The organism is Hoeflea phototrophica DFL-43 (assembly GCF_000154705.2).
In the GTDB taxonomy this organism is placed as follows: domain Bacteria; phylum Pseudomonadota; class Alphaproteobacteria; order Rhizobiales; family Rhizobiaceae; genus Hoeflea; species Hoeflea phototrophica.
Map to the genome: position 1 here is coordinate 1,356,290 of NZ_CM002917.1, position 26,199 is coordinate 1,382,488.

Sequence of the window (26,199 nt, forward strand, 5' to 3'; positions counted from 1 at the left end):
AATGACCAAGGGTCAAGTCGCTGCCACCGTGCCCGTCCGCATCGAAGTCGAGGCTGACAAATCCTACTTCTGGTGCACCTGCGGCCAGTCGAGCAAACAACCGTTCTGTGATGGCAGCCACAGTGGCACGGAGTTCCAGCCGCTCAAATGGACCGCCGAGCAAAGCGGAGCCAAGTTCTTCTGCACCTGCAAGCAGACCGATGGACAGCCTTTCTGCGACGGCTCCCATTCGACTGTCTCCGGATAGGGGACAGCCTCGCCCCCGGGACTTGGGGGACAAACAAGAAGGCGAGAATCCCAGTCTGTTCAGAGCTTTGTGCTGTGATTGGAAACAAAAAGGCAGATCGACGCCTTTGGATCACACGGTCATTCTGACAATTATGTGAATTCGGAATCCCAATCCGGAAACGGTCGGCTGCGTAAACCCTCCTGTCGCCACCACACAAGGTGGCCCGCCGCTACGGCGTTACGAACCCAGGAGAATCTTGATGAAAAAGACCCTTCTTGCCGCCGCCATGGCGCTGACCCTTTCCGCACCCGCGGCCAACGCCGCCAACATCGTTGAGACAGCACAGGGCGCCGGCGTGTTCGGCACGCTCCTGGCCGCAGCCCAGGCTGCCGGTCTTGCCGATGCACTTGCCACCGGTCAAAATCTCACCGTCTTCGCGCCGACGGACGAAGCCTTTGCCAAGCTTCCGGCCGGCACGGTCGAAAACCTGCTCAAGCCCGAGAACAAGGACCAGCTGGTCGCGGTGTTGAGCTATCACGTGCTGCCGCGCGAACTGGTGTCAAATCAGCTCCCCGCCGGTCCGATCCACGTTCGCACCATCAAATCGGGTGGTGACCGTACGCTGGCTGTTGCCAAATCCGGCCACACGGTCACGGTCGACAACGCCACCGTGGTGCAGGCTGACATCAAGGCTGACAACGGCGTCATCCATGTGATCGACACGGTGATGTTGCCATCGAGTTGACAATAGCGGTTTGAGGGCGCGCATCAGCGCCACAAATGGCAATCGACGGATGACATTTCGGGCGGGGCTTGCTAAGTCCCGCCCGAAATCTGTTTTCAGGATGTCCCATGCCCGATCTTCTCATTGAACTCCGCTCCGAAGAGATTCCCGCACGCATGCAGCGCAAGGCTGCGGGCGATTTGCGCAAATCCGTGACCGACGCGCTGGTCGATGCCGGGCTGACCTATGAGGCTGCGCGCGAATATTGGACACCGCGCCGGCTGACACTCGATATCCGCGGGCTGACTGCGCGCTCCAAGGATGTGCATGAAGAGATCAAGGGCCCGTCCACCAAGGCACCCGAGCAGGCGCTGGCTGGCTTCATGCGCAAGGCGGGCCTCAACGATATCTCTGAAGCCCATGTGCACACGGATCCGAAGAAGGGCGATTTCTATGTCGCCCATATCTCCCGGCCCGGCCGTGACGCCGAAGTGATTATCGCCGATGTGATGCCCGGCATCATCCGCGGCTTTTCCTGGCCCAAATCGATGCGCTGGGGCGCGGCCTCGATGCCAAAGGGCTCGAGCTACCACGGCATAGAGGGCAAGGGCTCGGAATCGCTCAAATGGGTGCGTCCGCTGCAATCCATCATCTGCACCTTTGGTCCCGAAACCGAAGAGCCGACCGTCATTGCTTTCGAGATCGACGGGCTGGTTGCCGGCAACACCACATCGGGCCACCGCTTTCATGCGCCCGATCCCTTCACCGTGCGCCGCTTTGATGATTACGCCGACAAGCTCGAGCGTGCCCGCGTGGTGCTCGATGCCGAGCGGCGCAAGGAAATCATCCTGTCGGATGCACGCAATCTCGCCTTCGCCTCGGGTCTTGAACTGGTTGAGGACGAAGGGCTTCTCGATGAGGTCTCCGGCCTGGTCGAATGGCCGGTTGTGCTGATGGGCGAGTTCGAGGAGGATTTCCTCGCAATTCCCGACGACATCATCCGTCTCACCATCAAAACCAACCAGAAGTGCTTCGTGCTGCGCAGGCCCGGCCGCGGGCTGTCGAACAAGTTCATCCTGGTTTCCAACATCGAGGCCAGCGACGCCGGCAAGGAAATCGCCTACGGCAACGGCAAAGTGGTGCGCGCCCGTCTCTCGGACGCGCTCTATTTCTGGAACACAGACCAGGCCGACCTGCCGGATCTCGAAAAGCTCACCGCCTCGGCTGAGAAACTCGGCCTTGACATGAGCAAGCCGCTCGACCAGCGCATGGCGCGGCTCGACCAGTTGGGCGTCACCTTCCACGCCAAGCTCGGGACGCAAGGCGAGCGGGTGCAACGCATCGCGAAACTGGCCGCAGAGCTGGCGCCCATCGTCGGTGCCGATCCCGAGCATGCCACCCGCGCCGCCATGCTCGCCAAGGCCGATCTGACCACCGAGGTGGTCGGCGAGTTCCCCGAACTGCAGGGCGTCATGGGCCGCATCTATGCCGGCCTCCAGAACGAGAATGCCTCGGTCGCGCTGGCCGCCGAAGAGCACTACAAGCCGCAAGGCCCGTCCGATCAGGTGCCGACCGATCCGGTCTCGATTGCCGTGGCGCTCGCGGACAAGCTCGACACGCTGGTCGGCTTCTGGGCCATCGACGAAAAGCCCACGGGATCCAAGGACCCCTATGCGCTGCGGCGTGCGGCGCTGGGCGTGATCCGGATTTTGGTGGAGAATGGCGTTGATCTCCGCGTAGTAACTTCAAGTGGAGAGACGGCCAGCTTACTACGGTTTATTGGAACCTCGGTAGCCGACCACCTTGTTGGGCTTCAAATGCGCGGTCTTGCAAAAATCATTGCGGATTTGGAAAAGTTGGAAAGCAAAGGAGCTCTTCCTTCTGGATATCGCGATCAGTTCGCAAAAGACATGGTGAGCCGAAAAGCCGCCGAGAATTTCATCAATGAGACAGCGGATCTCTCATGGGCAGCAGCATCCGACCTCCTCTCCTTCTTCCACGACCGCCTGAAGGTCTATCTCCGCGATCAGGGCGCACGCCACGATCTGATCGACGCGGTGATTACCCCGCAGTCCGATGACCTGCTCGACATCACCCGCCGGGTCGCGGCGTTGGGCGCGTTTCTCGACACCGATGACGGCAAGAACCTGCTGGCCGGAACCAAGCGTGGCGCCAACATTCTGGCCGCCGAAGAGAAGAAGGGGACGGCTGTCGCCGAGACGATTGACCCCGCATTGTTCGAGCTGGATGCGGAGAGAAATCTTTTTAACGCGGTGACTCAATCTGTCAGCGCGGCCATCCAAGTCATTGAAAATGAAGACTATGCGGCAGCCATGTCAGCTCTTGCCACGCTGCGCGAACCTGTTGATTCATTTTTTGAAGCTGTGCTGGTCAATGCCGATGACGAGGCCGTGCGGGCCAACCGCCTGGCGCTGCTCGCCATGATCCGCCACGCCACCGGCGCGGTTGCGGATTTCTCCCGCATATCCGGCTGACCGGGAAACACGGCCCTCAAAATGCCCTGAGCCGGCAACCCCTGGAGGAGGGCGCCGGCTGAGTGCCTTCACCTTCGGTCCGGTGTCGGACCAGGTGGGGCAGGGACCGATCAGTTCAGCCTGAGCTCGAACGTCGATGGATCGAATGGCTTCGCGGCCTTTTCCTGGACCGCTGATGTGGTGGCGTCGGTGTCAATGCCAGGCGCGCTGTTGGCGATGACCGGTTCAAACAGCGGCTGCTCGATCAGCCGCGGCGCAACGAGCGCGGGTTCGGTCACAGCCGGTTCCTTTGCCACGTCTGCCGTCTGCACTTCATCTGCCGCGACGACGCCATCTTCGGTGGCCGGTGCGTCTGCGACATCTGTTTCCGCCTCGCCGATGCCAAGCGCGGCAAGATTGGCTTCAGTGGCCTTGCTTACCATGGTAACGGGTGAACCACCCAGCCAGCCCTCGGTGCGGTAGATCATCTTCTCGCCGCCGACATCGCGAACCTCGAAGATCTGTTCGCCTGGCGCGAGCTTGACCTCTGCCTCGGCGGCTGCTTTCTGCGCTGCGAGCACGCAGGGTGGGCAGCCGATCTCGATGATGCTGTTGCGGGTGCTTGATGTGGGCTTGAACGCCTCGACCGATGCTGCATTTGCGGCGCTCGCGACTGCGCACAGGGATAGGGCGGTGATCAATCTCAGCATGGCTGCTTACTCCCGTTCGCGCCGGTATTCCCGGCCTTTGGTGAGTTGAGCCTAGCAGCGGGCCGTTACGATCCGGTTTTTGGAAGCGGTTAACAGTCAGTCAAGATTGCTTTCCCGTTCAACCGCCCGCCAACCAATATCGCGGCGGTAAAATCCGCCCGGCCAGTCGATCGCTTCAACCGCCTGATAGACCAGCGATTGAGCGGCTTTGACGTCCGCGCCTTGCGCGGTTACATTGAGCACGCGGCCGCCATTTGCAATCAGTTGACCGTCCTTTTGCGCTGTACCGGCATGAAACACCTTGGCGCCATTGGCTTCGGCCTGCTTAAGTCCTGCAATCGCACTGCCCTTTTTCGGTGTGCCGGGATAGCCCTCGGCCGCCATCACAACGGTCAGTGCCGCCTGATCGGACCAGCGCGCCGATACGTGGCGAAGCCCGCCATCCGCTGCCGCTGAAAGCAGCACCAGAATGTCATCCTTGAGCCGCATCATCAGCACCTGGCATTCCGGGTCGCCGAAGCGGACATTGTATTCGATCAGCTTCGGACCTGTCTCATCGATCATCAGCCCGGCATAGAGCACGCCGGTGAAGGGGGCGCCCATCTCCGCCATGCCGCGCATGGTCGGGTCGATGATCTGTTCCATCGTCTGCGCAATCATCTCGGGCGTCATCACCGGGGCCGGTGAGTAGGCGCCCATGCCGCCGGTGTTGGGGCCCGTGTCGCCGTCGCCCACCCGCTTGTGATCCTGCGCCGTGCCGAAGGGCAGGGCGGTTTGACCATCGCACAGGCAGAAGAAGCTGGCTTCCTCGCCGGTCATGAACTCTTCGACCACGACTTCCGCTCCGGCCTCGCCATAAGCGCCCTCGAAACAATCCTCGATCGCATCAAAGGCGTCTTCGAGTGTCATGGCCACGGTCACGCCCTTGCCGGCGGCCAGGCCATCCGCCTTGATGACGATTGGCACACCCTGGGTCCGCACATAGGCCTTGGCCTTGGGTGCATTGTTGAAACACTGATAGGCGGCGGTGGGAATCCCCTGCCGCGCGCACAGATCCTTGGTAAAGCCTTTCGAGCCTTCGAGCTGTGCAGCCGCGGCTGAAGGCCCGAACACCTTGATGCCGGCGTCATTCAGTGCATCGGCAAGTCCCGCCACCAATGGCGCCTCTGGGCCGACCACCACCATGTCGATGGCCTTGTCCTTGCAAAATGCGATCACTGCCTGGTGGTCGCTCACGTCGAGGCCCGTCAGCTCGGCATGATCGGCGATCCCCGGATTGCCCGGCGCCGCGAAGAAGGTGCCAAGCAGAGGCGATTGCGCGATTTTCCATGCCAACGCATGTTCGCGTCCGCCTGATCCAATCAAAAGCACATTCATTTTCATCGCACTCCGCAATTGCTGGAAAACAGTGAGGCACAACGCTTCTCTGATTTCGAACTGATGGAAAACGATCTGCGCGTCAATCCGCGGACGTTTGCCATCAGCAAGGCTAGCATCGGGTTAGGAAACCCCGGGCATGGGGTCAAGCCAAGATCGCCGCAAGACCGCCAATGCCAAGGATATGTGGTGCAAAAAATGACAGATTTTCCTGCAGTTTTCCTTAGTCACTCGGCGCTAGACAGGGAAAAGCCTGCCGAGGGCGGCATGAAGCCGCTCAGCGAACACCCGGCGGCCAAAAGCAAATTGAGCCGGGAGAAACTTGGCCATGATACTTTCCATTTACGTCAGCGGCGCTTCTAGGCCGATGTCGAACGCTGATCTTCAAGATATTCTCACGACCTCCCGTCAGAACAATCTGCGCGACGGCATAACCGGTATATTGATGTGGGCTGATCCCATGTTTCTCCAGATCCATGAGGGCGAAGCGTGCTTGGTGGAAAATCTGGTGGCGCGCATTCGCCGCGACTCGCGCCATCGCCACGTCATGGCCCTTAGCGAACAAACGACGGATCAACGCTTGTTCTCGGATTGGAGCATGGGGTTCAAAGAACCTGATCCGGCCCATGCCTCGAACAAGGCTGTGTTCAGGATTTCCCGGAAAGCGCTCGCCGAGCGGATCTCTTCTCAGGATGGAGGATTGTTCTTCCAGATTGTCCTTGCCTTCAGTCTCGATTTCATTCCCGATCTTCGGGCGTGAACACCAAGCTCAGGATGAGTATCAGCGCCGCTGCCTGATTTGGCGGGGCGCGCAACCGGGGTGGCTGATTTGCCGCCTTGACCTGCCTTGCCGCCGATGGCAACAGTCGCGGCATGCCCGAATTTCAGGACCCCATCGCTGAAGAGCATTCCCGCGTTGCTGACGCGCCGTCGGACAATTGGGTCTACCGGGTTCTGCCACGTCAGCTCTGGCCGCACGCCCAGCTCGCCCGCTGGGACCGCCCCATCGGATGGCAACTTTTGATGTGGCCCTGCTTCTGGTCCGCGGCATTGGCGGCCAATGTCGCCAGCCAGTCGGGCACATGGTCACCGTCAGTCACCATCTGGCATCTGGCTCTGTTCATGGCCGGCGCTATCGCCATGCGCGGCGCGGGCTGCACCTGGAACGATCTGGTCGATTACAAGATCGACGCCAAGGTGGCGCGCACCCGGTCGCGGCCATTGCCTTCCGGGCGGATTTCAAAACGGGCGGCGGTCGCCTTTCTGGTGGCCCAGGCACTGGTTGGTTTCCTGGTGCTGATCCAGTTCAATGTTTTTTCCATCATTCTCGGCATTGCCTCTCTGGGCGTGGTTGCGGTCTATCCCTTTGCCAAACGCTTCACGGATTGGCCGCAATTCTTCCTGGGTCTCGCCTTTTCATGGGGCGCGCTGATGGGGTGGGCCGGATTGTTCGCGGAATTGTCGTTGGCGCCGCTCCTGCTGTATGCGGGAGCGATTGCCTGGACCATCGGTTACGACACGATCTATGCCCACCAGGACAAGGAGGATGACGCCCTGGTGGGCGTTCGATCGACCGCCCGTCTGTTCGGGGCAAACACCAAGGCGTGGCTGGTTCTTTTCTACGGATTGTTTGCGGCGCTGACGCTGATGGCCTACTGGTTGAGCGGTGTCGCCTGGCCTGCCTATGCGGGTCTTGCGCTCGGCGTAATCCTGCTGGGCTGGCAGATCCGCGTTATCAACATCGATGATGCTGACCAGTGCCTTTCGCTGTTCAAGGCCAACAGTCGCGTAGGTCTGATTGTCTTTCTGGGCCTCGGCGCGGCCTTGCTGGGCTGAGGCGGACAAAAAAAACCCGCCTTGCTGGTCGAGCTGGCGGGCCTTTTCCTGTTTGATCTGAACTCTGGTCAGCGCCGGGCGATGATCTCGCGTCCCTCGATCCTCATGCGTATGCCCATGGTGCCGGTTGAGCGGCGCACCAGAAAGCGCGGCCGCCGGTCGGCGATCTGGTTGTGCCGGCGGCGACGGCTGGGGGCAGGCACATTGTAATGGACTGAGTTTTCATCGAGCGGACGGGCAACGCCGTCAGCCTCGACCATCAGCATCGGCAGACCATAGACCGATGCCCAGCTCCGCCAGTCCGCGGCAATGTCCTCGAGATCGTGAGCAACCAGCAGCGGCACGCACATGGCCGGATCGTTGTGATGCAGTTCCAGTGTGACCGTCACGGTGCCATCGCCATGATCGATTGCCCGGGCTGCGACGCCTTTGAAAGCACGTGCGGGCAGGGCAATCGACAACGGAAGGCCGGACTTGGCCAGCACCTTCTTCATCACCGCGCCGCGATCATCAAGCTGGACCGAGACTTCATCGATCTCGTCGCGTGCGGCATAGGACACGCGTTGCGGGAATTTCGATGGATCCAGTCTGAGTTCGTACCCGGCCCATACGGGTTTCAAAACTGTGTTGGTCATTTTTTCGCCTTCTGTAACCCTTGAGAGCCGATTTTTCGGTCCTCGCTTTTCGGGGCTTTTCGCCCTCTCACACGACGGATCATGACCCAAATGCCGTTCCAGACGGCTTAAGGAGTTGGGTTAAGAAAACCTATGTTTTGGAAATGGTTAGCGAAAGACAACCACAGGTAAGGACCTGTTTAGTATTCAAGCACCGCCTGTGCCGGACGGCTTTCATCCCGCAGGCCTGAGGAAAGCTTGGATCTGTAAATGAAGACAAAGGGCTGTTACCAAGTGCCCGGAGCCGGACATGACGACCACATATCTGAACTACAACCTTGTTGCCCAAGATCTCAAGGCAGAGATGAATCGTGTTTCCCAGCAGACTCAGGTCAGCCGGGAAACAGCCTACTTCAAGGAGAACATCGGCAAAGTCCGCTCAGCCGAGGAATTCGTCGGCGATTACCGGCTCTATTCCTATGCCATGAAGGCGCACGGGCTTGAGGACATGATCTACGCCGAGGCCTTCATGTTGAAGGTCCTCGAGAGTGATCTGTCCGACAGTGACAGCTACGCCAACCGGTTGACTGACAGCCGTTACCGCGATTTTGCCGCGGCCTTTCAGTTCGAGGACGGCAGCAAGGTGCCGATGTCGGTCAATCAGATCGATGAAGCTATCGGGCTCTACGACGAGACCGTTGCCAGCCTGGATGACAAGATTTCCGGCGAAGTCAACTACTACAACGCCATGGCAGGTTTGGTTGAGAATGTTGATCAGTTTCTCGCGGACCCGCGTCTCTTTGACTTCATCACCCAGTCCTACGGAATCGATGGATCCACCGTCGACCGGACGTTCCTGCGCGGCATTCTAGCCAGTGACCCCGATGACCCCAACAGCTACCTCAACACCAACCTGATCGCCAATCGCACCTCATCGGAAACCACGCTTTCAACAGCCCAGCCCATTCTCAACGACATCGCCGCACGCCAGTCTGAAGTCGACGACAAGGCAACCATGGTTGCCTATGGTGAAGGCATTGTCTCCATTCAGGCTGCTATTGACGAAGCCCTGGTTCGACAGTCCGAGCCGGGTGCCGACGTAGCTTCCATCCAGACGGAAATCGATGTGTTAACCGATGGGTTGCACACGACGTACAGGAATTTCATTGAACTGGCGATGATCGACTTTCGTGAGGAGGAAAGCGCACTGATCGCAGATGGTCTTGAAAACAGTCCGGAAATGACGGCTCTGCGAAACAAGATTGATGTCTGGACCGCCGACACGGATGCGCGCTGGACCATCTCCACATCGCTCAATGAGATTGTCGAGTTGGAGGCCAGCAAGACCCAGGAAGGTGCTGATCTGGCCGCAATACAGTCTCAAATCGATGCGCTGCGGGTAACGATTACCGGTGCGGAAGCCAACTTGACCCTGACAACCAGCGACATTGATGATGCGGTTGCTGCAAAGGATGTCGCGATCGCAGCCTACACTGATCTGCCGGAGCTGGGCGATGACACAAACCAGCTGGCGGCGCAGTTGAACACAGATGTTGCTGCGGCCAGAAACTACATCAACGCAACGGATAAATATCTGGCACTGGCCTATGCGTACAATTTCAACGATGACGGAACGGTACCTGCAGGTGGATTTCAAACCGAAGCCGAGCTTGAGGCGACCACAGAGCTCTATGTAACCTCCCAGGATCGCCTGACGCTGACCGGTGCGATGCTCAATGACGACTATTTCAGAGAGACCATTGGCTCGTTCACAACCGCCGAAGAGATGATGGAAGACGAACGCATCGTCAGCTATCTCAAGTCAGCCTTCAATCTCGATACCTATCTGACCGTGGTGACCAGCACCCTCGAGAACGCGATCACCTCGCCCGCAACCGATGCTGATCTTGAAGATGAGACCAACTACCTGGTCGCCTTCCACAAGGGCAAACCGTATTTTGATGACCTCGTTGCATTGTCCCGAGCATTCAACTTCGAGGAAGATGGCACATTGCCTGATGGGCTTCAGCCGGTAGATGCGGAGAACCAGTCAGTTTTGTCGAGCCGCTACTTCAGCGGTTACGATGATGCCGACGAAGCGGCGGACCAGGAAGCCATCAGGCGCATGCAGATCGACTTGGTCGGGTTGAATACGGAAGGCGCCACAGTTGAGGATCTGTTCAACAGCTCGGCCGTCTACAGTTTTGCGATGCAGGCTGCTGAGCTTGATCCGAACGAGATTCCTCAGCGAATTATGCGCAAGGTGCTGACCAGCGACCTTCAGGATCCCAATAGTTACGTGTACACGCTCAAGGACGAACGCTATGTGAAGTTTGCCAATCTCTTCAACTTTGACTCCGAGGGTGTGGCGACCGCTCCGCTGACCGCCCAGGACCAGGCGCGAATGGATGATATCTCCCGGGATTACATTGTACAGAAAACGCGCTTCTTGACCGGTGAAGAGGCGGCCACGGCCCGATCGGATGCGGAGGCCGAAGCCAGTTATTATCAGAGAACCGTGAGCAACATTGAGACGCTTGATCAGTTGCTCGGCAATCGCCGGTTGATCGATTTTGCGTTGACGGCAAAAGGCATCGACCCGGAAACGGTCTCAAATGACGAATTGCAGCTGCTTTTCCGCTCCGACCTTGATGATCCCGACAGTTATGCAAACACCGTTTCCGATTTTCGCCTCACAGAGGTGGTGACGTCATTCAATTTCGACGAAGCCGGGAAATTGATGCAGCGTGATGCGGCCGAGATATCAAGTCGTGGAGATTTGTATGAGACGATGAACCTGTATTTGCGGCAGACCATCGAACTGGAACGCGGTGAGGAAGACAACGGCGTCCGCCTTGCGCTCTATTTCGAGCGTATGGCGCCAACCATCACATCCGTTTATGACATTCTGGGTGACACCGCCCTCTATGAGGTCTTCAAGACCATCTTCAGCCTGCCTGACGAGATTTCCGGCATGAGTGTCGATTCGCAGGCGGCGCTGCTTGAGGACCGGATGGACATGGCAGACCTCGCCGATCCGGAAAAGCTCAAGAAGCTCGTGGAGCGCTTCACCATCATGTATGATTTGGAAAACAGCAGTTCCTCACCGACAGCAGCGGAAGTGATCCTGGGTGGTTCATCCTCCGCGGGAATCAGCTTCGATATGCTGCTCTCGCTCAGCCAGCTTGGCCGGTAGGCGAGGGCTGTAGCGGATTTGGCTCGGCGGGCTCACTTTATATCAGCCTGCAACCACCTTTCCCGGGTTCATGATTCCCTTGGGATCGAAAGCCTGCTTGATCTGCTTCATCATCGCCATTTCAACAGGCGAGCGGATAGCGGCCAGTTCATCGCGTTTGAGCTGTCCGATTCCATGCTCGGCTGAAATCGAGCCGTCGAGCGCCAGGACAATGGCGTGGACGATCTCGTTCATCTCTTTCCAGCGCGACAGAAACGCGCCTGTGTCCGCGCCGACCGGCTGTGAGATGTTGTAGTGGATGTTCCCGTCGCCCATATGTCCGAACGCGACGATGCGCGCATCCGGCATGGCTTTCAGAACGGCCGCATCTGCCTTGGTCAGAAATTCGGGCACCCGAGCCACGGGCACCGACACATCATGCTTGATGGATCCGCCTTCGGGTTTTTGAGCCCATGACATGGATTCCCTGAGCGTCCAGAAAGCCTGGCGCTGGGCTTCGGTTTCCGCAGCCGCCGCATCGCGGATAAGGCCTTGCTCGTCGGCAGCGACGTAGAGCCCTTCGAGCATCGCGCGTGCGGCGTCCTGCGACTGGCCTGACGAGATGTCGATAAGCGCGTACCACGGGTGGGGCTCGCCCAAAGGATCGCGCACCCCCTCGATATGCCGGGTGGTGAAGTCGATGCCGATGCGTGGCATCAGTTCAAAGCCGGTCAGTGAAGGCCCGCAATAGTCCTGCGCCAGCCGGAACAATTTCAGCGCCGCATCGGGGCTGTCAACACCGGCATAGATGGTCTCATGGCCGCTGGGTGTTGGAAACAGTTTGAGGACAGCGGCGGTAATGATGCCAAGCGTGCCCTCCGCGCCGATGAACAGATCGCGAAGGTCGTAGCCGGTGTTGTCCTTCTTCAAGGCCCGCAAGCCGTGCCAGATCTCGCCGTTCGGCAAGACCACTTCCAGCCCCAGGCACAGCTGGCGCATATTGCCATAGGCAAGCACAGCCGTGCCGCCCGCGTTCGACGACAGGTTGCCGCCAATCTGGCAGGAGCCTTCCGACCCCAGGGAAAGTGGAAACAGCAAGCCCGCGTCGCTTGCCGCCTGCTGCGCGTTGGCGAGCACCACGCCGGCCTCTGCCACCATGGTCTGGCCCACCAGATCGAGCGAGCGGATGGCATTGAGCCGGGCAAGCGAAATCACGATCTCACCCTGACCGGGCCGTGGCGACTGGCCGCCCACCAGGCCTGTATTACCGCCCTGGGGGACGACAGGCGTTCCGGTCTCATTGGCCAGGCGCAGGATCGCAGAGACCTCCTGGGTATCTGCTGGCTTCAACACCAGCGGGCTCTCACCCTTGTACAGCCCTCGCGGCTCGCTCAGATGCGGCGCGATGTCGGACGGCTCGGTCACGGCGTGTTGCGCGCCGGTGATGGCTGTGAAGCGGGCGATAAGCGACGAGTCGATCTGGGAGTTCAGCATAGGCAACGATTTAGCGCCCGGCTTCTCTCAAGTCGAGATGTCAATCACGTGGCATGGCTTGATGGGCAATATAATAACCGGTTTCAGTCGCGCGGCGCTGCCGCGCGGTTGAGCCGGTCATTGATCGCCTCGCCAAGCCCGTGTTGCGGGACCGGTGCGACGGCAATTCCCGTCGCTTGGCTCGCATCAGCACGTTTGAGCATCGAAAACAGATTGGCCGCAGCCTCGCGCAGGTCACCCAACGGGGAAAGGTCCAGCACCAGTGAGGCCTTGTCTTGTCCATCAAGCGGCTTTCCACCAAACTGAAGGATTGCCTCACCCGGCAGCACGCTGGTTGCATTGAGCCGCAGCGCGGCGTCCGGAGCATAATGGGACTTCAGCATGCCCGGTGCGATCACACTCGTCTGCGCATCAGGGCCAGGGCGGTCCACCGCCACACCCGCTGCCGTTTCGATGGCGTCGACAGGAATGCCGCCGGGCCTGAGCAACGTCAGCTTATCGCCGTTCACCGCAAGGATGGTCGATTCCACGCCGACCCGGCAGGGGCCGCCATCAAGAACGAGGTTGATCCGCCCATCAAGGTCATCTGCCACATGGCGCGCTGATGTCGGGCTGATCCGGCCCGACCGATTGGCGCTTGGTGCGGCCAGCGGGCCGCCAAAGCTCTTTATCAGTGTGCGGGCAAAGCCTTCAGGGATCCGCACGGCCGCAGTCTCAAGCCCTGCGGTTGCAAGCTCATGTATCCCGCCATCCGGATTGAGCGGCAGCACCAGGGTCAGTGGTCCTGGCCAGAACGCCGCCGCGAGCTTTTCCGCAAGCGGTGTGAACAGGACATGTGCCCTCGCCATATCCATGTCGGACACATGCGAAATCAATGGATTGAAACGCGGTCGGCCCTTGGCCTCGTAGATTGCTGTGATGGCTGAAGGGTTGGTGGCATCTGCTGCAAGTCCGTAGACTGTTTCCGTGGGCACGGCGACAGCTTCGCCGCGGCGCAAAGCCTCGACAGCCGCTCTGAGCGTGTTCGGATCTGAAACCGTAAGGATCTGCGTCATGCCATCACCATATCATCGGCGCTGGCTCTATCAGTCGCTCCGGCGGGATGCAACGCCGCGGGAAATCCGCTGACTACGAGAAAAACGGCACAAAAAATGCAAATTTAGACAGTTGGTTTAGGGCCTGTGGACAATCATCTTGACGCAATCAGGGTCGCGGCAAGGTTCCAACTGGCTGTGTAGCTACAGTCCGTTTTGTCATAGCGTGTTGCTATGCCTCTGAATTCCTTGATCTTCGCGAAGTAGTTTTCAACCAGATGCCGCCACTTGTAGGCTTCGACATCGTAGTCACGCTGTTGCTTTCGGTTTGATTTCGGTGGGATCACGGCGCTTGCGCCACGCTCATCCAACTCCTCTAGAAGCCAGTTCGCGTCGAATGCTTTATCCGCCATTAGCGCGCCGAAGGAGACATCCCGGATCAGCGGCGCAACGCCTTTCATGTCGTGCGCATGACCCGGCAGCAGCAGAAAGCGGACCAAGTTGCCAAGAGCATCGACGAGTGCAACGATTTTGGTCGTCAGGCCGCCGCGTGAGCGCCCGATGGCCTGAGCCTGAGTCCCCCTTTTGCGCCAGCTGCCTTCTGGTGAACCTGAACAATGGTGCCGTCGATGAGCGCATATTCGAGGTCGGGGTCACCGCTCATGGCTTTGAAAAGACCCTCGAATACTCCCGCCTTCGCCCAGCGGCGAAACCGCCGAAACTGACTGTTCCAATTCCCGAAAGCTGGCGGCAGGTCGCGCCATGGTGAGCCGGTCCGAACGCGCCAAAAAACTGATTCAAGAAACAGCCGATTGTCTCTTGCCGTGGCTCCCGCATCGCTGGCCTTTCCACGCAAATGCGGCTCAAGTCGCTGCCATACATCATCCGTCACCACAAAGCGCTGCTCGTTCATTCAAACCTCCGTTTGGAAAGTTTGAATCAGAAATCAAACCCGATGGGAATCCTGAATGTCCACAGGCCCTAGTTAGACGATAACCTTTTGCGCTACACAATAGCCATGAAGAAGAAATTCGAAGAGATACTTTGATGAGCAACCCGATATCCCCGGAAAGATCTGTCGGCATCCGTGTCGCCACCGCGATGTTCCAGATGGGTATCGAGGGCCTGCCACGCAATTACGAGCTCGTTTACGAAGCCTACTCGGGCCAAAATTCTGATTTAACGAAGGAATTTGTCGCGATTGGCAAGGTCAAGTCGCAACAGGCGCTGGATGAGCTCGGCCGGAAATACCTGCCGCACCATCATGAAGCAACGGTCCTGAGCAAGACCAGCGATCACATGCGCCATCAGATGGCGTCGTTCATTGATCTCCTCGAAGAAGAGAAAACATCACTGAACGATTATGGCAAAATCATCGGTGAAGCCTCACGCAGCATTTCGGTTGAAGGTGAGATCGATCGTGAAACTCTGGTCAAATCGATTCAGCAGTTGAGCCAGGCGACTGAACAGCAAACCTCCAAGAGCCAGGCCATGGCGGCTGCGGCACAGCAGCAGGCTCAATCGATCGAGGAGGTGAAATCCGAAATCGACAGTTTTGAACGGATGAAATTTGTCGATCCGTTGACCGGCCTCGCCAACCGCCGCTCATTTAACAAGGCGGTTGCAAAAGTCTATGCCAATCCGGATCTTCCGATGATGTGCGGTTTGGGCTTCGCCCAGATTGACGGCTTCAGCGGCTTGGCCGCATCCGGCGAGAGCTCCGGCCCCGATAGCTTGGCGGGTGACCACTTCGTTCGCCACGTCGGCAAGCTGCTTCACGAGGTCAACAGGAATGGCGAATTTGTCGCGCGCCTGGACAAGGACCGGTTCGCCTTTCTGATCAACTCTGCCGAGGAATCCGAAATCATGAGGTTGATCGACGGGTTTCGCGCCGGCATTGCCTCCCGGCCGATGATCAGCCAGAAGAATGGCCGCAGCCTCGGCAATGCCACGCTTTCGTTCGGCGTTGCCATGTCGACCCTGGCCAACAGTGCCACCGAACTGATGAGCTTTGCCGAAAAGGCCATGGTGATGTCAGCCAAGAACGGTGGCAACCGCGCCACTCTCTATTCCGACAAGGCGCCAACTGGCGCCAGCCGTGACTGGATGATTTACCGGCCCTGACCCTTCGGGCAAGGCGTGCGGTGCACACGGGACTCGGTTGATCCACAAGCTGCCGATTGAGCCCCGCAGGTATCCCTGACATAAGTGTCACAGCGTCGCATCCACCCATCCAAAGGTGGATTGTCGCATCAACGTAAATTGACGTTTACGTAAAAATCACTTAGCGCTAAAGACTGGTTTTGCATCTGCCATCACCACGACTTTGGAGCCAGGGAGAAGACGATATGTATCGTGCACCGGTTGAGGAAATTGCCCATACGTTGAAATCCGTCGCGGGCCTGCGCAAGGCGCTTGAGGCCGGCCGCTTTGGCGATCTTGGCGAAGATCTGGTCGACGCCATTCTGGCCGAGGCCGGTCGCTTTGCCACCGACCAGATTGCCCCGCTCAACGAGATTGGCGACACCCACGGCGCAGTGCTCGAGGATGCTGCGGTCACCACGCCGCCCGGCTGGAAAGAGCTCTATCGCAACTGGATCGATGGTGGCTGGAATGGCCTGACCGGACCGGAAGAGTTTGGCGGGCAGGGCCTGCCGATGCTGCTCTCGGTCGCAGCTCTGGAGATGTGGAATTCCGGATCGCTCGCCTTCGGCATTGGCCCGACGCTGACCATGGGCGCTGTCGAGGCTCTGGAAAAGCACGCCACCGATGAACTCAAGGCCAGATATCTCGAACAGCTCGTCACCGGCGAATGGATGGGGACCATGAACCTCACCGAGCCGCAGGCCGGCTCCGACCTCAACGCGCTCAAGGCGCGCGCCGAACCTGTCGGCGACGGTACCTACCGGATTTTCGGCCAGAAGATCTACATCACCTATGGCGAGCATGATTTCACCGACAACATCATTCATCTGGTGCTGGCGCGGCTGCCCGATGCGCCGGCCGGCACCCGCGGCATCTCGCTGTTTCTGGTGCCCAAGTTCTTCGTAGGTGATGATGGCTCGCTCGGCGCGCGCAATGACGTGTTCTGCTCGGGCCTCGAGCACAAGCTCGGCATCCATGCCTCGCCCACCTGCACCATGATCTATGGCGACGGCAAGTTCGGCGATCAGCCCGGCGCCATCGGCTGGTTGATCGGCGAGGAGAACCGGGGTCTGGCCTGCATGTTCACCATGATGAACAATGCCCGCCTGGCCGTCGGCATGCAGGGCGTGGCGATTGCCGAAACCGCCTATCAGAAGGCGCTCGCCTACGCCCGGGAGCGCACCCAGGGCCGCGCGCCGGGCTTTAAGGGCGAGGGCATGAGCCCAATCATCGAGCATCCCGATGTCGCCCGCATGCTGATGACCATGAAGGCGCTCACCCAGGGCGCCCGCGCGATCTGCTACTCCTGTGCCGAGGCGCTGGATATGGCGCGGGTCAGCGAGGGCGACGAGGCGAAAGCCTGGGCCGAGCGCGCAAGCCTGATCACCCCGATTGCCAAGGCCTTTGCCACCGACATCGGCATGGAAGTCGCCTCGCTCGGCGTTCAGGTCCATGGCGGCATGGGCTTCATCGAGGAGACCGGTGCCGCACGGTATCTGCGCGACGCCCGCATTGCCCCGATCTATGAAGGCACCAACGGCATTCAGGCGATCGATCTGGTGATGCGCAAGCTTCCGCTCTCGGGCGGCGACACCGTCAAGGCCCTGATCTCTGACTTCAAGGCCGACGCCGAGGCCGCCCGTGCCTCCAATGCGCCGCGCCTGGATGGCGTTGCCGAGCATCTTGATGCCGCGATTGCCGATCTCGAAACCGCCACCGCCTATCTCCAGTTGGCCATTTCGGAAGGCCGTCAGACCGATGCCCTGGCGGGAGCGACACCCTATCTCAGGCTCTTCGGCCTGACCGCAACAGCCGCCATGCTGGCCCGCGGCGCGCTTGCCGATATTGATGCGCCGGAGGCCGATGGCCGTGCGGCGCTCGCCAAATTTGCAGCCATCAGCCTTGCGCCGGAGACGGCCGGGCTGTGCGTCACCATCACCACCGGGGCCGACAGCCTCGAAGCGGCCCAGGCTGCACTCGCCTGAACGCGAAAAGGGACACCATATGAGCGATCACATTCTCACCCAACGCGCGGGCGAAACCGGCGCCATCAACGTCATCCGCTTCAACCGGCCTGAAAAGAAGAACGCCATCACCCGCGACATGTATGCGGTCATGGCCAGGGCGCTGGTCGCCGGCGATGCCGATGACAGTGTGCGCGTGCATGTGATGCTGGGAACTCCGGGCGCGTTCAGTTCGGGCAATGACATGCAGGATTTCATGGCCGTGGCCATGGGCGGCGCCAAGGGCACCGAGGTGTTTGATTTCCTGATCGCGCTGGCGACGGTGAAAAAGCCGGTGGTCTCCGGTGTTGATGGATTGGCAATCGGCATCGGCACCACCATCCACATGCATTGCGATTTGACCTTCGCCACTCCGGACTCGCGTTTCCACACGCCATTTGTCGATCTGGCGCTTGTGCCCGAAGCCGGCTCCAGCCTGCTGGCGCCAGCCGTCATGGGGCATCAGAAGGCCTTTGCGCTGCTCGCCGCGGGCATCCCGTTTTCAGGCGAGGAGGCCGAGCAGGCAGGCCTGATCTTCAAGACAGCATCCGCTGATGAGCTCGAACCGATGGTCTTCGCGGCCGCCGAAAACCTGGCGCAAAAGCCGCCCAAGGCGCTGGCCATCGCCCGCCGACTCATCAAGCCCGATCCGGAAGCCGTGGTCGCCCGCATCCGTGAGGAAGGCGAGCTGTTCGCCGCGCAGCTCAAGAGCGCCGAGGCGCTCACAGCGTTCCAGACCTTCATGGCCCGCAAAAAATAGATGCAATTGCAAGTTCTCGCCTGTCTTCGCGTAATCTGCCGGGGTACCATCGCGTACCCGTCACAGGACACCGGTATGGATGAATGCCGCAGTCCTGATGACCGCAGATCAAGGGAGAGATCATGTTCCATCTACGTTCAACCGTCCTCGCGGCGGTGATTGCCACCGGCGCCATGGCTGCTGGCAACGCCCTCGCTGAAAACCGCATCGACACCCAGCGCCACGATGCGCCGGAACTCTCGGCCTATGGCGAGTACAAGGTCGGCGTGCGCACGCTCGAGATGGTCAATCCCGGCCAGATCGACATTCTGGCCATCGATCCGGCTGCCGAAAAGCCTGCTGAGTGGCCGCGCTACGACCGCCCGCTGAGCGTCGAGGTCTGGTATCCCGCCGAGAGCACGGCTGAAGGCTCCACCGAACTCAAGGCCTATCTGCGTGACGGCAAGACCGAGGTCAAGCTTGTAGGCCAGGCCATGCGCGAAGCCGCACCGCTTGCGAGCGAAGAGGCCCTGCCGCTGGTCATCATCTCGCACGGCTATCCCGGCAACCGCTTCCTGCTGGCGCATCTGGCCGAAAACATCGCCTCCAAGGGCTATGTCGTGGCCTCGATCGACCACACCGATTCCACCTACCGCACCCGCGCCGCCTTCGGCTCGACACTGGTCAACCGCTCGCTCGACCAGACCTTCGTGCTGGGTGAGCTGGCGCGTCTCGCTGGTGAGGACGGCAACTTCTTGAATGGCCTCGCCGACGCCGATAATGCGGCCGTCATCGGCTATTCGATGGGCGGCTACGGCGCCATCATCACTGCGGGCGGCGGTGTCACCCAGGCCGCCGTCGATCTGAGCTGGGGCGGCCCGCACGGCACGCTCGGCGTGCATTTGAGCGGCAGCGACAGCCACAATGGCTTGCCCGATCCGCGCATCAAGACCATCGTCGCCTTCGGCCCATGGGGCATGGAGCGCGGCTTCTGGGATGCCGAGACGCTCAAGGGCATCAAGATCCCGTCGCTGTTCATCGCCGGTTCCATCGACGATGTCTCGGGCTATGAGAAGGGCGTGCGCGCCATCTGGCAGGGCACATCCAGCGCCGACCGCTCGCTGCTGACCTTCGACAACGCCAACCACAATGCCGGCGCCCCGATGCCCGCGCCCGCCGAGGCCGACAAGGTCGACGCAGACCTCGGCTTCAATCTCGCCGAACACTACAATGACGCGGTCTGGGATTCGGTGCGGATGAACAACATCTCGCAGCACTTCGTCACCGCCTGGCTCGGCCACTATCTCAAGGGCGACGAGACCATGGCCGCCTATCTCGACCTCACCCCCCCCGCCAATGACGGCGTCTGGGCCCGCGAAGACGACGGCACCAACAAGCCCGAACACACCCACTGGAACGGCTTCCAGAACCGCACCGCCAAGGGCCTGCGCTACGAGGTGCTCAAGGCCGGGGAATAAGGCGTAAGGTTTGATTGCAAAGGAAGGCGGCGCATTGAGGTGTGCCGCCTTTTTGTGTGCGTCGGTGCTGCTAGGGCGTCCCAATTTGTCGGTCATCCTGGCCTTGAGCTACAAACCCCTCCCCAACCCCTCCCCACAAGGGGGAGGGGCTTAACCCGGCTTCGGCGACCGTCCTCGCATCGACTGTTGAACCTGTTGCAAGGTCTGCAGTGAGGGCATTGAGCCTGCGGCAATCCTAGCCCCTCCCCCTTGTGGGGAGGGGTTGGGGAGGGGCCTTCTTGGGGTTGGCGGCAACAACCGGCTTGCATGAAGGCAGGGCGCGGCAAGTGCCGCCCCCTCACAAAGCGCGTCCAGCGGTCGGCTGCGCCGTACGCGGACTTGCTATCCTCTCCCACAAGGGGAGAGGAGGGATCCAACACCTACCGCCGCGACCGCTCCAGCAGTGCCACCACTTCCACGTGGCTCGACCACAGGAACTGGTCGATCGGCGTCACCGAGGTGATCCTGTAGCCGCCCGCAATCAGGATTTCGAGGTCGCGGGCCAGTGTCACCGGGTTGCACGAGACCGCGGCGATGCGGGGGACCATGGATTTGGCGATCTCGCGGGCCTGGGCCTCGGCGCCGGCGCGCGGCGGGTCGAAGGCGAGGCCCTGATAGGTCTTGAGCTCGGAAAACATCACCGGGCGGCGGAACAGGTCGCGCCGCTCCACGCTGACGGGCTTGATGCCCTGGGCGTGGCGCGCGGCCCTGTCGAGCGCGGCAAGGGCGGCCTCTTCGCTCTCCACCGCATGCACATGGCTGTTGGCGGCGAGCCGGAGCGTAAACGTGCCGGATCCCGAAAACAGATCCACCACCCGCTTGGCCTTTTTCAGATGTCCGGTGACCAGATCGCCCATGATCGCCTCGGCGGCCTCGCTGGCCTGCACGAAGCCGCCCGGTGGCGGGTTGACCGTCACGGTGCCGAATGTGAGCTGCGGCGGCTGCTTCTCGATCAGCAACTCGCCATTGAAACTGAGCCGCGCGATGCCTTGCTCCTTGCGGGTCACGGCGATGATCCGCAGCCGTTCGGTCTCGCTCAGCTTGAACGGGCCATCCACGGCGAGATCAAAGCCTGCCGCCGTGTCGACAACGGTGAGCCTGAACGCCTCCTTGCCGATGGCCACGGCCGCCGCCATGCGGGTGAGGACCGGCAGGGCCGCATTGATCCGCGCTGTCGCAACCACGCAGCTCTCCACTGGCACGATCTGGTGGCTCTGGGCCTTGTTGAAGCCAAGCACGGCGCCGGTCTCGGTGCGCCGCGCGGCAAACACCACCCGCCGTCTCGAATGCTGCGCGCCGCCCACGAGATCGCCGACCTCGGTCTTGATGCCACGGCTTTCAAGCGCCGACACCACCAGCCCGCGCTTCCAGTCCCGGTAGGCCTCATCCGCCATGTGCTGCAGCGCGCAACCGCCGCACTGGGCGTCGTCGCTGTCCGGTCCGAAATGCGGGCAGGGCGGTTCGACCCGGTTCGCCGAAGCGGTGAGCACCGCCATCAGCGTGCCGCGCCCCTTGTCCACCGCCGCGGTGATCACGTCGCCCGGCAGCGTGAAGGGCACGAAAACCTGACCGGAAGCGGTCTCGGCAATGCCGTCGCCCTGTCCGCCGAGCTTCGAGATGTCGAGTGTCTGAGCGCTCATGATTTGACGCCTCCAATCAGAAATTCATGGTTGCCGTCGCTGCCCGCAATCGGTGATGCGACGGGGCCAACGGCACGCCAGCCCGGCATCGCGCCGAGCCAGGCGGCCAGCTCCTCGGCGATAAGCGGACCCTGCGCCGGATCCTTCAACAGCCCGCCCTTGCCGATACCTGCGCGCCCCACCTCGAATTGCGGTTTGACCAGCAGAACCGCAAAGGCGCCGGGTGCGGCAAGCGTCAGGGCAGGCGGCAGCGCCAGCTTCAGAGAGATGAAACTGACATCGGAGACCACAGCGCCGATCTCGTGGCCTGCGAGATGATCGGCCCCCAGTTCACGGGCGTTCAGGCCCTCGAGATTGCTCACCCGGCTGTCGCGGGTCAGCGAGGGGTGCAACTGGTCATGGCCGACATCCACCGCGATCACATGGGCGGCACCCGCCTCCAGCAGCACCTGGGTGAAGCCGCCGGTCGAGGCGCCGATGTCGAGCGCGGTGCGGCCTGCCGGATCAAACCCGAAGGCTTCCAGCCCGGCCTTGAGCTTGAGCGCCGCGCGCGAGACATAGGCCTGCGCCGGATCGGCGATGTCGATTGCTGCGGTGGGGCTGACCAGCACGCCGGCTTTCATGAGCACCTTGCCATCCACCGTGATCGCGCCGCGCGAAATCGCATCGCGGGCCCGTGCCCGGCTTTCATAATGTCCGAGCCGGACCAGTATCTGGTCGAGCCGGTCTCGATCCGGTGCATGTGCGGTAGGTGAAGTGTGGGAGCAGCGCGCCATGACGCCCTCATCGCCCGGAAGCCGGGCCGGGGCAAGCGCTTTTGTGCACAAAAGGGTATGTCTCAGTAGCGGATGATGCTGCTGCTGGTCTGCTGGGGGCCATCGAACATAGGCCATTCCGCTTTGCCGCTGTCGACCAGCCGCTGGCGCAGTGGCGGGAACAGATGGTTGCGTTCGGTCAGGTCCAGGGATCCGCGGATCTCGCCGAGCTTGGGCTGCAGCATCCGGATCGCGGCTTCCTCGATCCGGCGGTCATAGGTGGGCCGGGCCTCGGTGGCCCTTGCGGATTCGCAGGCCAAAACCATGACAGACAGAATAACGGCATATGAAAATGCCGTATGCCCCGTTGCCCTCTGGTCCGGTTTCGCAATCATGGTGCCCCAAAGTCCCCAACTTCACCTCAAGGGATACCATCAGGACCTTTCAGAACGGCCAAAAGACGTGGTTAGGAAAGGGCAAACGTCTATGGTTTCAGGAGTGTAACCGCGGCACCGGCGGGGTTCTCGGTGCCGAGCGCGCGAAACACCGTGTCGACGATGCCTTTCCGGTCGAGACCGGCGCGGGCGTACATCACATCCGGTGACGCGTGGTCCATGAAGATGTCCGGCAGCACCATCGAACGCACCTTGAGCCCGCCATCCAGCAGCCCTTCGGTGGCGAGGAACTGCAGTACATGGCTGCCAAAGCCGCCGACCGAGCCTTCCTCGATGGTGATCAGCACCTCGTGGTGACGCGCCAGCTGCCGGATCAGCTCATGGTCCAGCGGCTTGGCAAAGCGCGCATCGGCCACCGTCGTGGAAAGGCCTGCGGCGTCAAGATCTTCGGCAGCGACCAGGCATTCCGCCAGCCGGGTGCCGAAGGAGATCAACGCCACCTTCGACCCTTCGCGCATCACCCGGCCCTTGCCGATTTCAAGGATCTGGCCGCGCTCTGGCATGTCCACTCCGACGCCTTCACCGCGCGGGTAGCGAAACGAAAGCGGCCCCTCGTCATAGGCGACAGCGGTGCGCACCATGTGCTTGAGTTCCGCCTCGTCGGCCGCCGCCATCACCACGAAGCCGGGCAGGCAGGCGAGATAGGTGGTGTCGAAGGAGCCCGCATGGGTGGCGCCATCGGCCCCCACAAACCCGGCGCGGTCGATCGGAAAACGCACCGGCAGCTTCTGGATCGCCACATCATGGACAACCTGATCATAGCCGCGCTGCAGGAAGGTGGAATAGATCGCACAGAACGGTTTCAGACCCTCGGTCGCCATCCCGGCCGCAAACGTCACCGCGTGCTGCTCGGCGATCCCCACATCGAAGGTCCGCTCGGGGAACACCTTGGCGAATTTGTCGACCCCGGTGCCCGAAGGCATCGCAGCGCTGATGGCAACGATCTTGTCGTCATAGCCGCCTTCCTGAACCAGCGTCTCCCCAAACACGGCCGTGTAGCTCGGCGCGTTCGGCTTGGCCTTGGCCTGGGTTCCGGTGATCACGTCGAATTTGGAGACGCCGTGATACTTGTCGGCCGCGGCTTCCGCCGGCCCATAGCCCTTGCCCTTCTGGGTGACCACATGAATGAGCACCGGCCCGTCGCCATTGTCGCGCACATTGCGCAGCACCGGCAGAAGGTGGTCGAGATTGTGCCCGTCAATCGGCCCGATGTGGTAAAATCCCAGTTCCTCGAACATGGTGCCGCCGGTCACATAGCCGCGCGCATGCTCGACGGCGCGGGTGATCGCCCGGTCGATGTTCTTGCCGAGATAGGCAGTGAGCTTCTTGCCGAAATCGCGGAACCCCATATAGGTCCGGCCCGACGCCATTCGCGCCAGATAGGCGCTCATTGCGCCGGTCGGCGGCGCAATCGACATGTCGTTGTCGTTGAGGATCACAATCAGCCGCGCATCCAGCGCTCCGGCATTATTGAGCGCTTCGAACGCCATGCCGGCCGACATGGCGCCGTCGCCGATGACGGAAACCACATGGCGCGGCTTGTTCTGCAATTGGCTTGCCACCGCCATCCCGAGGCCGGCTGAAATCGACGTCGAGGAATGCCCCGCGCCGAAATCGTCATATTCGCTTTCGGACCGCTTGGTGAATCCCGAGAGCCCGTTTTCCTGCCTGAGCGTGCGGATCCGGTCGCGCCGGCCGGTCAGGATCTTGTGCGGGTAGCACTGATGCCCCACATCGAAGATCAGCCGGTCATGCGGCGTATCGAAAACCTTGTGGATTGCGACTGTCAGTTCCACGACCCCAAGCCCGGCACCCAGATGGCCACCGGTGTGCGATACGGCATCGATCATCTCCGCGCGCAATTCATCGGCCAGCTGCGGCAATTGCTTGTCGTCGATCTGTTTCAGGTCAGATGGGGACCGGACTGTGTCCAGAAGCGGGGTATTTGGCGGGTTTGTCACGTCATGCCTCACAATCGATCACGGCGTAACCCGGAACGATTGGTGTGTAAACCCGGTTAAACGTCGCAATTTCTGGCAGGACAGGAGCGCCAGTTCCGTCAAACGTAGGACATAGGATCACGGCGTCAATCGGGCAGTGGGATAAACTCTTCCTCGTCCCCGGGCACGATGTCGAAGCGGCCTGAACGCCATTCCGCCTTGGCCTGCTCGATCCGTTCCTTGGAAGACGAGACGAAGTTCCACCAGATGTGGCGTTTGCCGGGCATGCTGTCGCCGCCAAACAGCATCATTCTCGCGCCTGATGGCCCTGCTTTGATGGTGATGGCGTCGCCGGGGCGGAACACCAGCAGCTGATCGGGACCAAACCGGTCGCCGGCGATCTCGATCTCGCCTTCGAGAAGATAGAGCGCGCGCTCCTCCCACTCGGCATCAAACGGGGCTGAGGCCGAACCCTCCAGGCGAAGATCGATGTAGAGCGTGCCCGCATGCTGCTTGACCGGCGAAAGCGCGCCGCCAAACCGTCCCATCACCACACGGGCATGACTGCCGCCGTCGCTCAGCTCGGGCAATGCGGTTGTCGGCGTGTGCTCGAAGCCGGGGTCCATTTCCTCCAGGGATTCGGGCAGCGCCAGCCAGGTCTGAAGACCGGACATCGACAGCGGATTGCCACGCATTTCCTCGGGCGAGCGTTCCGAATGCACGATGCCGCGGCCGGCCGTCATCAGGTTCACGTCACCGGGCCTGATTACCATCTCGGTGCCCAGGCTGTCGCGGTGCCGGATCGCGCCGTCAAACAGATAGGTGACGGTCGACAGCCCGATATGTGGATGCGGACGCACGTCCATCGCGTCACCGGCCTTGATGATGGCAGGTCCCATCCGGTCAAAAAAGATGAAGGGCCCCACCATGCGCCGGCGCGCGGTGGGCAGCGCCCGGCGGACAGAAAATCCGCCAATGTCGCGCGAGGAGGGGATGATCAGATGTTCGATCGCATCGCAGGAGAAGGCATCACCGGGTTCCGGGTCACCGCCTGGAAAGAAGCTCATGCCGTTCTCCTTTTTGGTCGAATTTACTCCGCGTCCAGCGGCTCCGTTCCAGCCGCCTGGCCCTGCCGGTCGAGACGGATTTTCTCGATCCGCTTCTCCGCAGCAGACAGCAATTTCTCGCAATGGGCCTTGAGCGCTTCGCCGCGCTCATAGATCTCGATCGACTTGTCGAGCGCCACATCGCCGCGTTCAAGCTGCTCGACAATGCCTTCCAGTTCGGCAACCGCCGCTTCAAAGCTCATCGCTGAAATTTCGTTGGCTTGGCTCATCG

23 protein-coding genes are annotated in these 26,199 nt (G+C 61.0%); 11 read left to right on the forward strand and 12 right to left on the reverse strand.

Features of this window, described 5'->3' with window-relative positions:
- Position 1 precedes the first annotated feature (1 nt).
- The 3 genes from HPDFL43_RS06295 to glyS all read left to right on the forward strand — a co-directional run bounded on the left by HPDFL43_RS06295 (position 2) and on the right by glyS (position 3,448).
- A complete protein-coding gene (locus HPDFL43_RS06295; protein ID WP_007196449.1) occupies positions 2 to 247 on the forward strand; it encodes a CDGSH iron-sulfur domain-containing protein in 246 nt (81 codons plus the stop codon).
- Positions 248 to 488: 241 nt separating this feature from the next.
- Complete coding sequence (locus tag HPDFL43_RS06300) at positions 489 to 974, forward strand: fasciclin domain-containing protein (protein WP_007196450.1); 486 nt, start codon at positions 489 to 491, stop codon at positions 972 to 974.
- 107 nt (positions 975 to 1,081) lie between these two features.
- On the forward strand, positions 1,082 to 3,448 hold the full coding sequence (glyS, locus tag HPDFL43_RS06305) for a glycine--tRNA ligase subunit beta (protein ID WP_007196451.1): 2,367 nt from the start codon (positions 1,082 to 1,084) through the stop codon (positions 3,446 to 3,448).
- A 110-nt stretch (positions 3,449 to 3,558) separates the two neighbouring features.
- Here the strand turns inward: glyS and HPDFL43_RS21290 are convergent, their stop codons facing one another.
- Positions 3,559 to 4,137, reverse strand: coding sequence for a plant virulence effector HPE1-like domain-containing protein (locus tag HPDFL43_RS21290; RefSeq protein ID WP_007196452.1), 579 nt, complete (start codon positions 4,135 to 4,137; stop codon positions 3,559 to 3,561).
- A 96-nt stretch (positions 4,138 to 4,233) separates the two neighbouring features.
- A complete protein-coding gene (gene purD / locus HPDFL43_RS06315; protein ID WP_007196453.1) occupies positions 4,234 to 5,514 on the reverse strand; it encodes a phosphoribosylamine--glycine ligase in 1,281 nt (426 codons plus the stop codon).
- A gap of 18 nt (positions 5,515 to 5,532) precedes the next feature.
- Between purD and HPDFL43_RS21900 the strand changes: the two genes are divergently transcribed.
- From HPDFL43_RS21900 to ubiA, 3 genes are all read left to right on the forward strand, one after another.
- A complete protein-coding gene (locus HPDFL43_RS21900) occupies positions 5,533 to 5,877 on the forward strand; it encodes a hypothetical protein (protein WP_007196454.1) in 345 nt (114 codons plus the stop codon).
- Entirely contained in the window at positions 5,843 to 6,274 is a 432-nt protein-coding gene (locus HPDFL43_RS21300; protein ID WP_084594585.1) for a BLUF domain-containing protein, read from the forward strand. The genes HPDFL43_RS21900 and HPDFL43_RS21300 overlap by 35 nt, the downstream gene beginning before the upstream one ends.
- A gap of 113 nt (positions 6,275 to 6,387) precedes the next feature.
- Positions 6,388 to 7,350: a 4-hydroxybenzoate octaprenyltransferase gene (ubiA, locus tag HPDFL43_RS06325; RefSeq protein ID WP_040449793.1), complete on the forward strand. Its 963-nt coding sequence runs from the start codon at positions 6,388 to 6,390 to the stop codon at positions 7,348 to 7,350.
- Positions 7,351 to 7,418: 68 nt separating this feature from the next.
- Here the strand turns inward: ubiA and HPDFL43_RS06330 are convergent, their stop codons facing one another.
- Positions 7,419 to 7,985 (reverse strand): DUF6101 family protein, encoded by a 567-nt coding sequence (locus tag HPDFL43_RS06330; protein ID WP_040449100.1) that lies wholly within the window; start codon positions 7,983 to 7,985, stop codon positions 7,419 to 7,421.
- A gap of 289 nt (positions 7,986 to 8,274) precedes the next feature.
- Between HPDFL43_RS06330 and HPDFL43_RS06335 the strand changes: the two genes are divergently transcribed.
- On the forward strand, positions 8,275 to 11,160 hold the full coding sequence (locus HPDFL43_RS06335; protein WP_007196458.1) for a DUF1217 domain-containing protein: 2,886 nt from the start codon (positions 8,275 to 8,277) through the stop codon (positions 11,158 to 11,160).
- Positions 11,161 to 11,202: 42 nt separating this feature from the next.
- Here HPDFL43_RS06335 and HPDFL43_RS06340 read toward each other — a convergent pair whose 3' ends face one another.
- The 3 genes from HPDFL43_RS06340 to HPDFL43_RS21610 form a co-directional block, all read right to left on the reverse strand.
- Positions 11,203 to 12,633: an FAD-binding oxidoreductase gene (locus HPDFL43_RS06340; RefSeq protein ID WP_007196459.1), complete on the reverse strand. Its 1,431-nt coding sequence runs from the start codon at positions 12,631 to 12,633 to the stop codon at positions 11,203 to 11,205.
- Positions 12,634 to 12,716: 83 nt separating this feature from the next.
- A complete protein-coding gene (locus HPDFL43_RS06345) occupies positions 12,717 to 13,688 on the reverse strand; it encodes an L-threonylcarbamoyladenylate synthase (RefSeq protein WP_007196460.1) in 972 nt (323 codons plus the stop codon).
- Between the two features lie 134 nt (positions 13,689 to 13,822).
- Positions 13,823 to 14,580 (reverse strand): IS5 family transposase gene (locus HPDFL43_RS21610; protein WP_156970165.1). Its coding sequence is split into 2 segments (ribosomal slippage): positions 13,823 to 14,244 and positions 14,244 to 14,580, totalling 759 coding nucleotides; the frame shifts between segments, so codons are not numbered across the junction.
- 134 nt (positions 14,581 to 14,714) lie between these two features.
- Between HPDFL43_RS21610 and HPDFL43_RS06360 the strand changes: the two genes are divergently transcribed.
- The 4 genes from HPDFL43_RS06360 to HPDFL43_RS06375 all read left to right on the forward strand — a co-directional run bounded on the left by HPDFL43_RS06360 (position 14,715) and on the right by HPDFL43_RS06375 (position 20,032).
- On the forward strand, positions 14,715 to 15,791 hold the full coding sequence (locus tag HPDFL43_RS06360; RefSeq protein ID WP_007196463.1) for a GGDEF domain-containing protein: 1,077 nt from the start codon (positions 14,715 to 14,717) through the stop codon (positions 15,789 to 15,791).
- Between the two features lie 224 nt (positions 15,792 to 16,015).
- On the forward strand, positions 16,016 to 17,797 hold the full coding sequence (locus HPDFL43_RS06365) for an acyl-CoA dehydrogenase family protein (RefSeq protein ID WP_040449101.1): 1,782 nt from the start codon (positions 16,016 to 16,018) through the stop codon (positions 17,795 to 17,797).
- A 19-nt stretch (positions 17,798 to 17,816) separates the two neighbouring features.
- Positions 17,817 to 18,575 carry a crotonase/enoyl-CoA hydratase family protein gene (locus tag HPDFL43_RS06370; protein ID WP_007196465.1) on the forward strand — a complete coding sequence of 253 codons (759 nt, stop codon included), beginning with the start codon at positions 17,817 to 17,819 and terminating at the stop codon, positions 18,573 to 18,575.
- 122 nt (positions 18,576 to 18,697) lie between these two features.
- On the forward strand, positions 18,698 to 20,032 hold the full coding sequence (locus HPDFL43_RS06375) for an alpha/beta hydrolase family protein (RefSeq protein WP_007196466.1): 1,335 nt from the start codon (positions 18,698 to 18,700) through the stop codon (positions 20,030 to 20,032).
- A 419-nt stretch (positions 20,033 to 20,451) separates the two neighbouring features.
- Here HPDFL43_RS06375 and HPDFL43_RS06380 read toward each other — a convergent pair whose 3' ends face one another.
- The 6 genes from HPDFL43_RS06380 to HPDFL43_RS21905 all read right to left on the reverse strand — a co-directional run bounded on the left by HPDFL43_RS06380 (position 20,452) and on the right by HPDFL43_RS21905 (position 26,197).
- The gene (locus HPDFL43_RS06380) at positions 20,452 to 21,711 is read right to left on the reverse strand and encodes a class I SAM-dependent RNA methyltransferase (protein ID WP_007196467.1); all 1,260 of its coding nucleotides are present in this window, start codon (positions 21,709 to 21,711) and stop codon (positions 20,452 to 20,454) included.
- Entirely contained in the window at positions 21,708 to 22,487 is a 780-nt protein-coding gene (locus HPDFL43_RS06385; protein WP_007196468.1) for a TlyA family RNA methyltransferase, read from the reverse strand. Before HPDFL43_RS06385 ends, HPDFL43_RS06380 begins: the two co-directional genes overlap by 4 nt.
- 62 nt (positions 22,488 to 22,549) lie before the next feature.
- Positions 22,550 to 22,861, reverse strand: a complete 312-nt coding sequence (locus HPDFL43_RS06390) for a hypothetical protein (protein ID WP_040449102.1) — start codon at positions 22,859 to 22,861, stop codon at positions 22,550 to 22,552.
- Positions 22,862 to 22,950: 89 nt separating this feature from the next.
- Complete coding sequence (gene dxs / locus HPDFL43_RS06395; protein ID WP_007196470.1) at positions 22,951 to 24,882, reverse strand: 1-deoxy-D-xylulose-5-phosphate synthase; 1,932 nt, start codon at positions 24,880 to 24,882, stop codon at positions 22,951 to 22,953.
- 125 nt (positions 24,883 to 25,007) lie between these two features.
- The gene (locus tag HPDFL43_RS06400) at positions 25,008 to 25,928 is read right to left on the reverse strand and encodes a pirin family protein (RefSeq protein WP_007196471.1); all 921 of its coding nucleotides are present in this window, start codon (positions 25,926 to 25,928) and stop codon (positions 25,008 to 25,010) included.
- 23 nt (positions 25,929 to 25,951) lie between these two features.
- Positions 25,952 to 26,197, reverse strand: a complete 246-nt coding sequence (locus HPDFL43_RS21905; RefSeq protein ID WP_007196472.1) for an exodeoxyribonuclease VII small subunit — start codon at positions 26,195 to 26,197, stop codon at positions 25,952 to 25,954.
- Between the last annotated feature and the right edge of the window lie 2 nt (positions 26,198 to 26,199).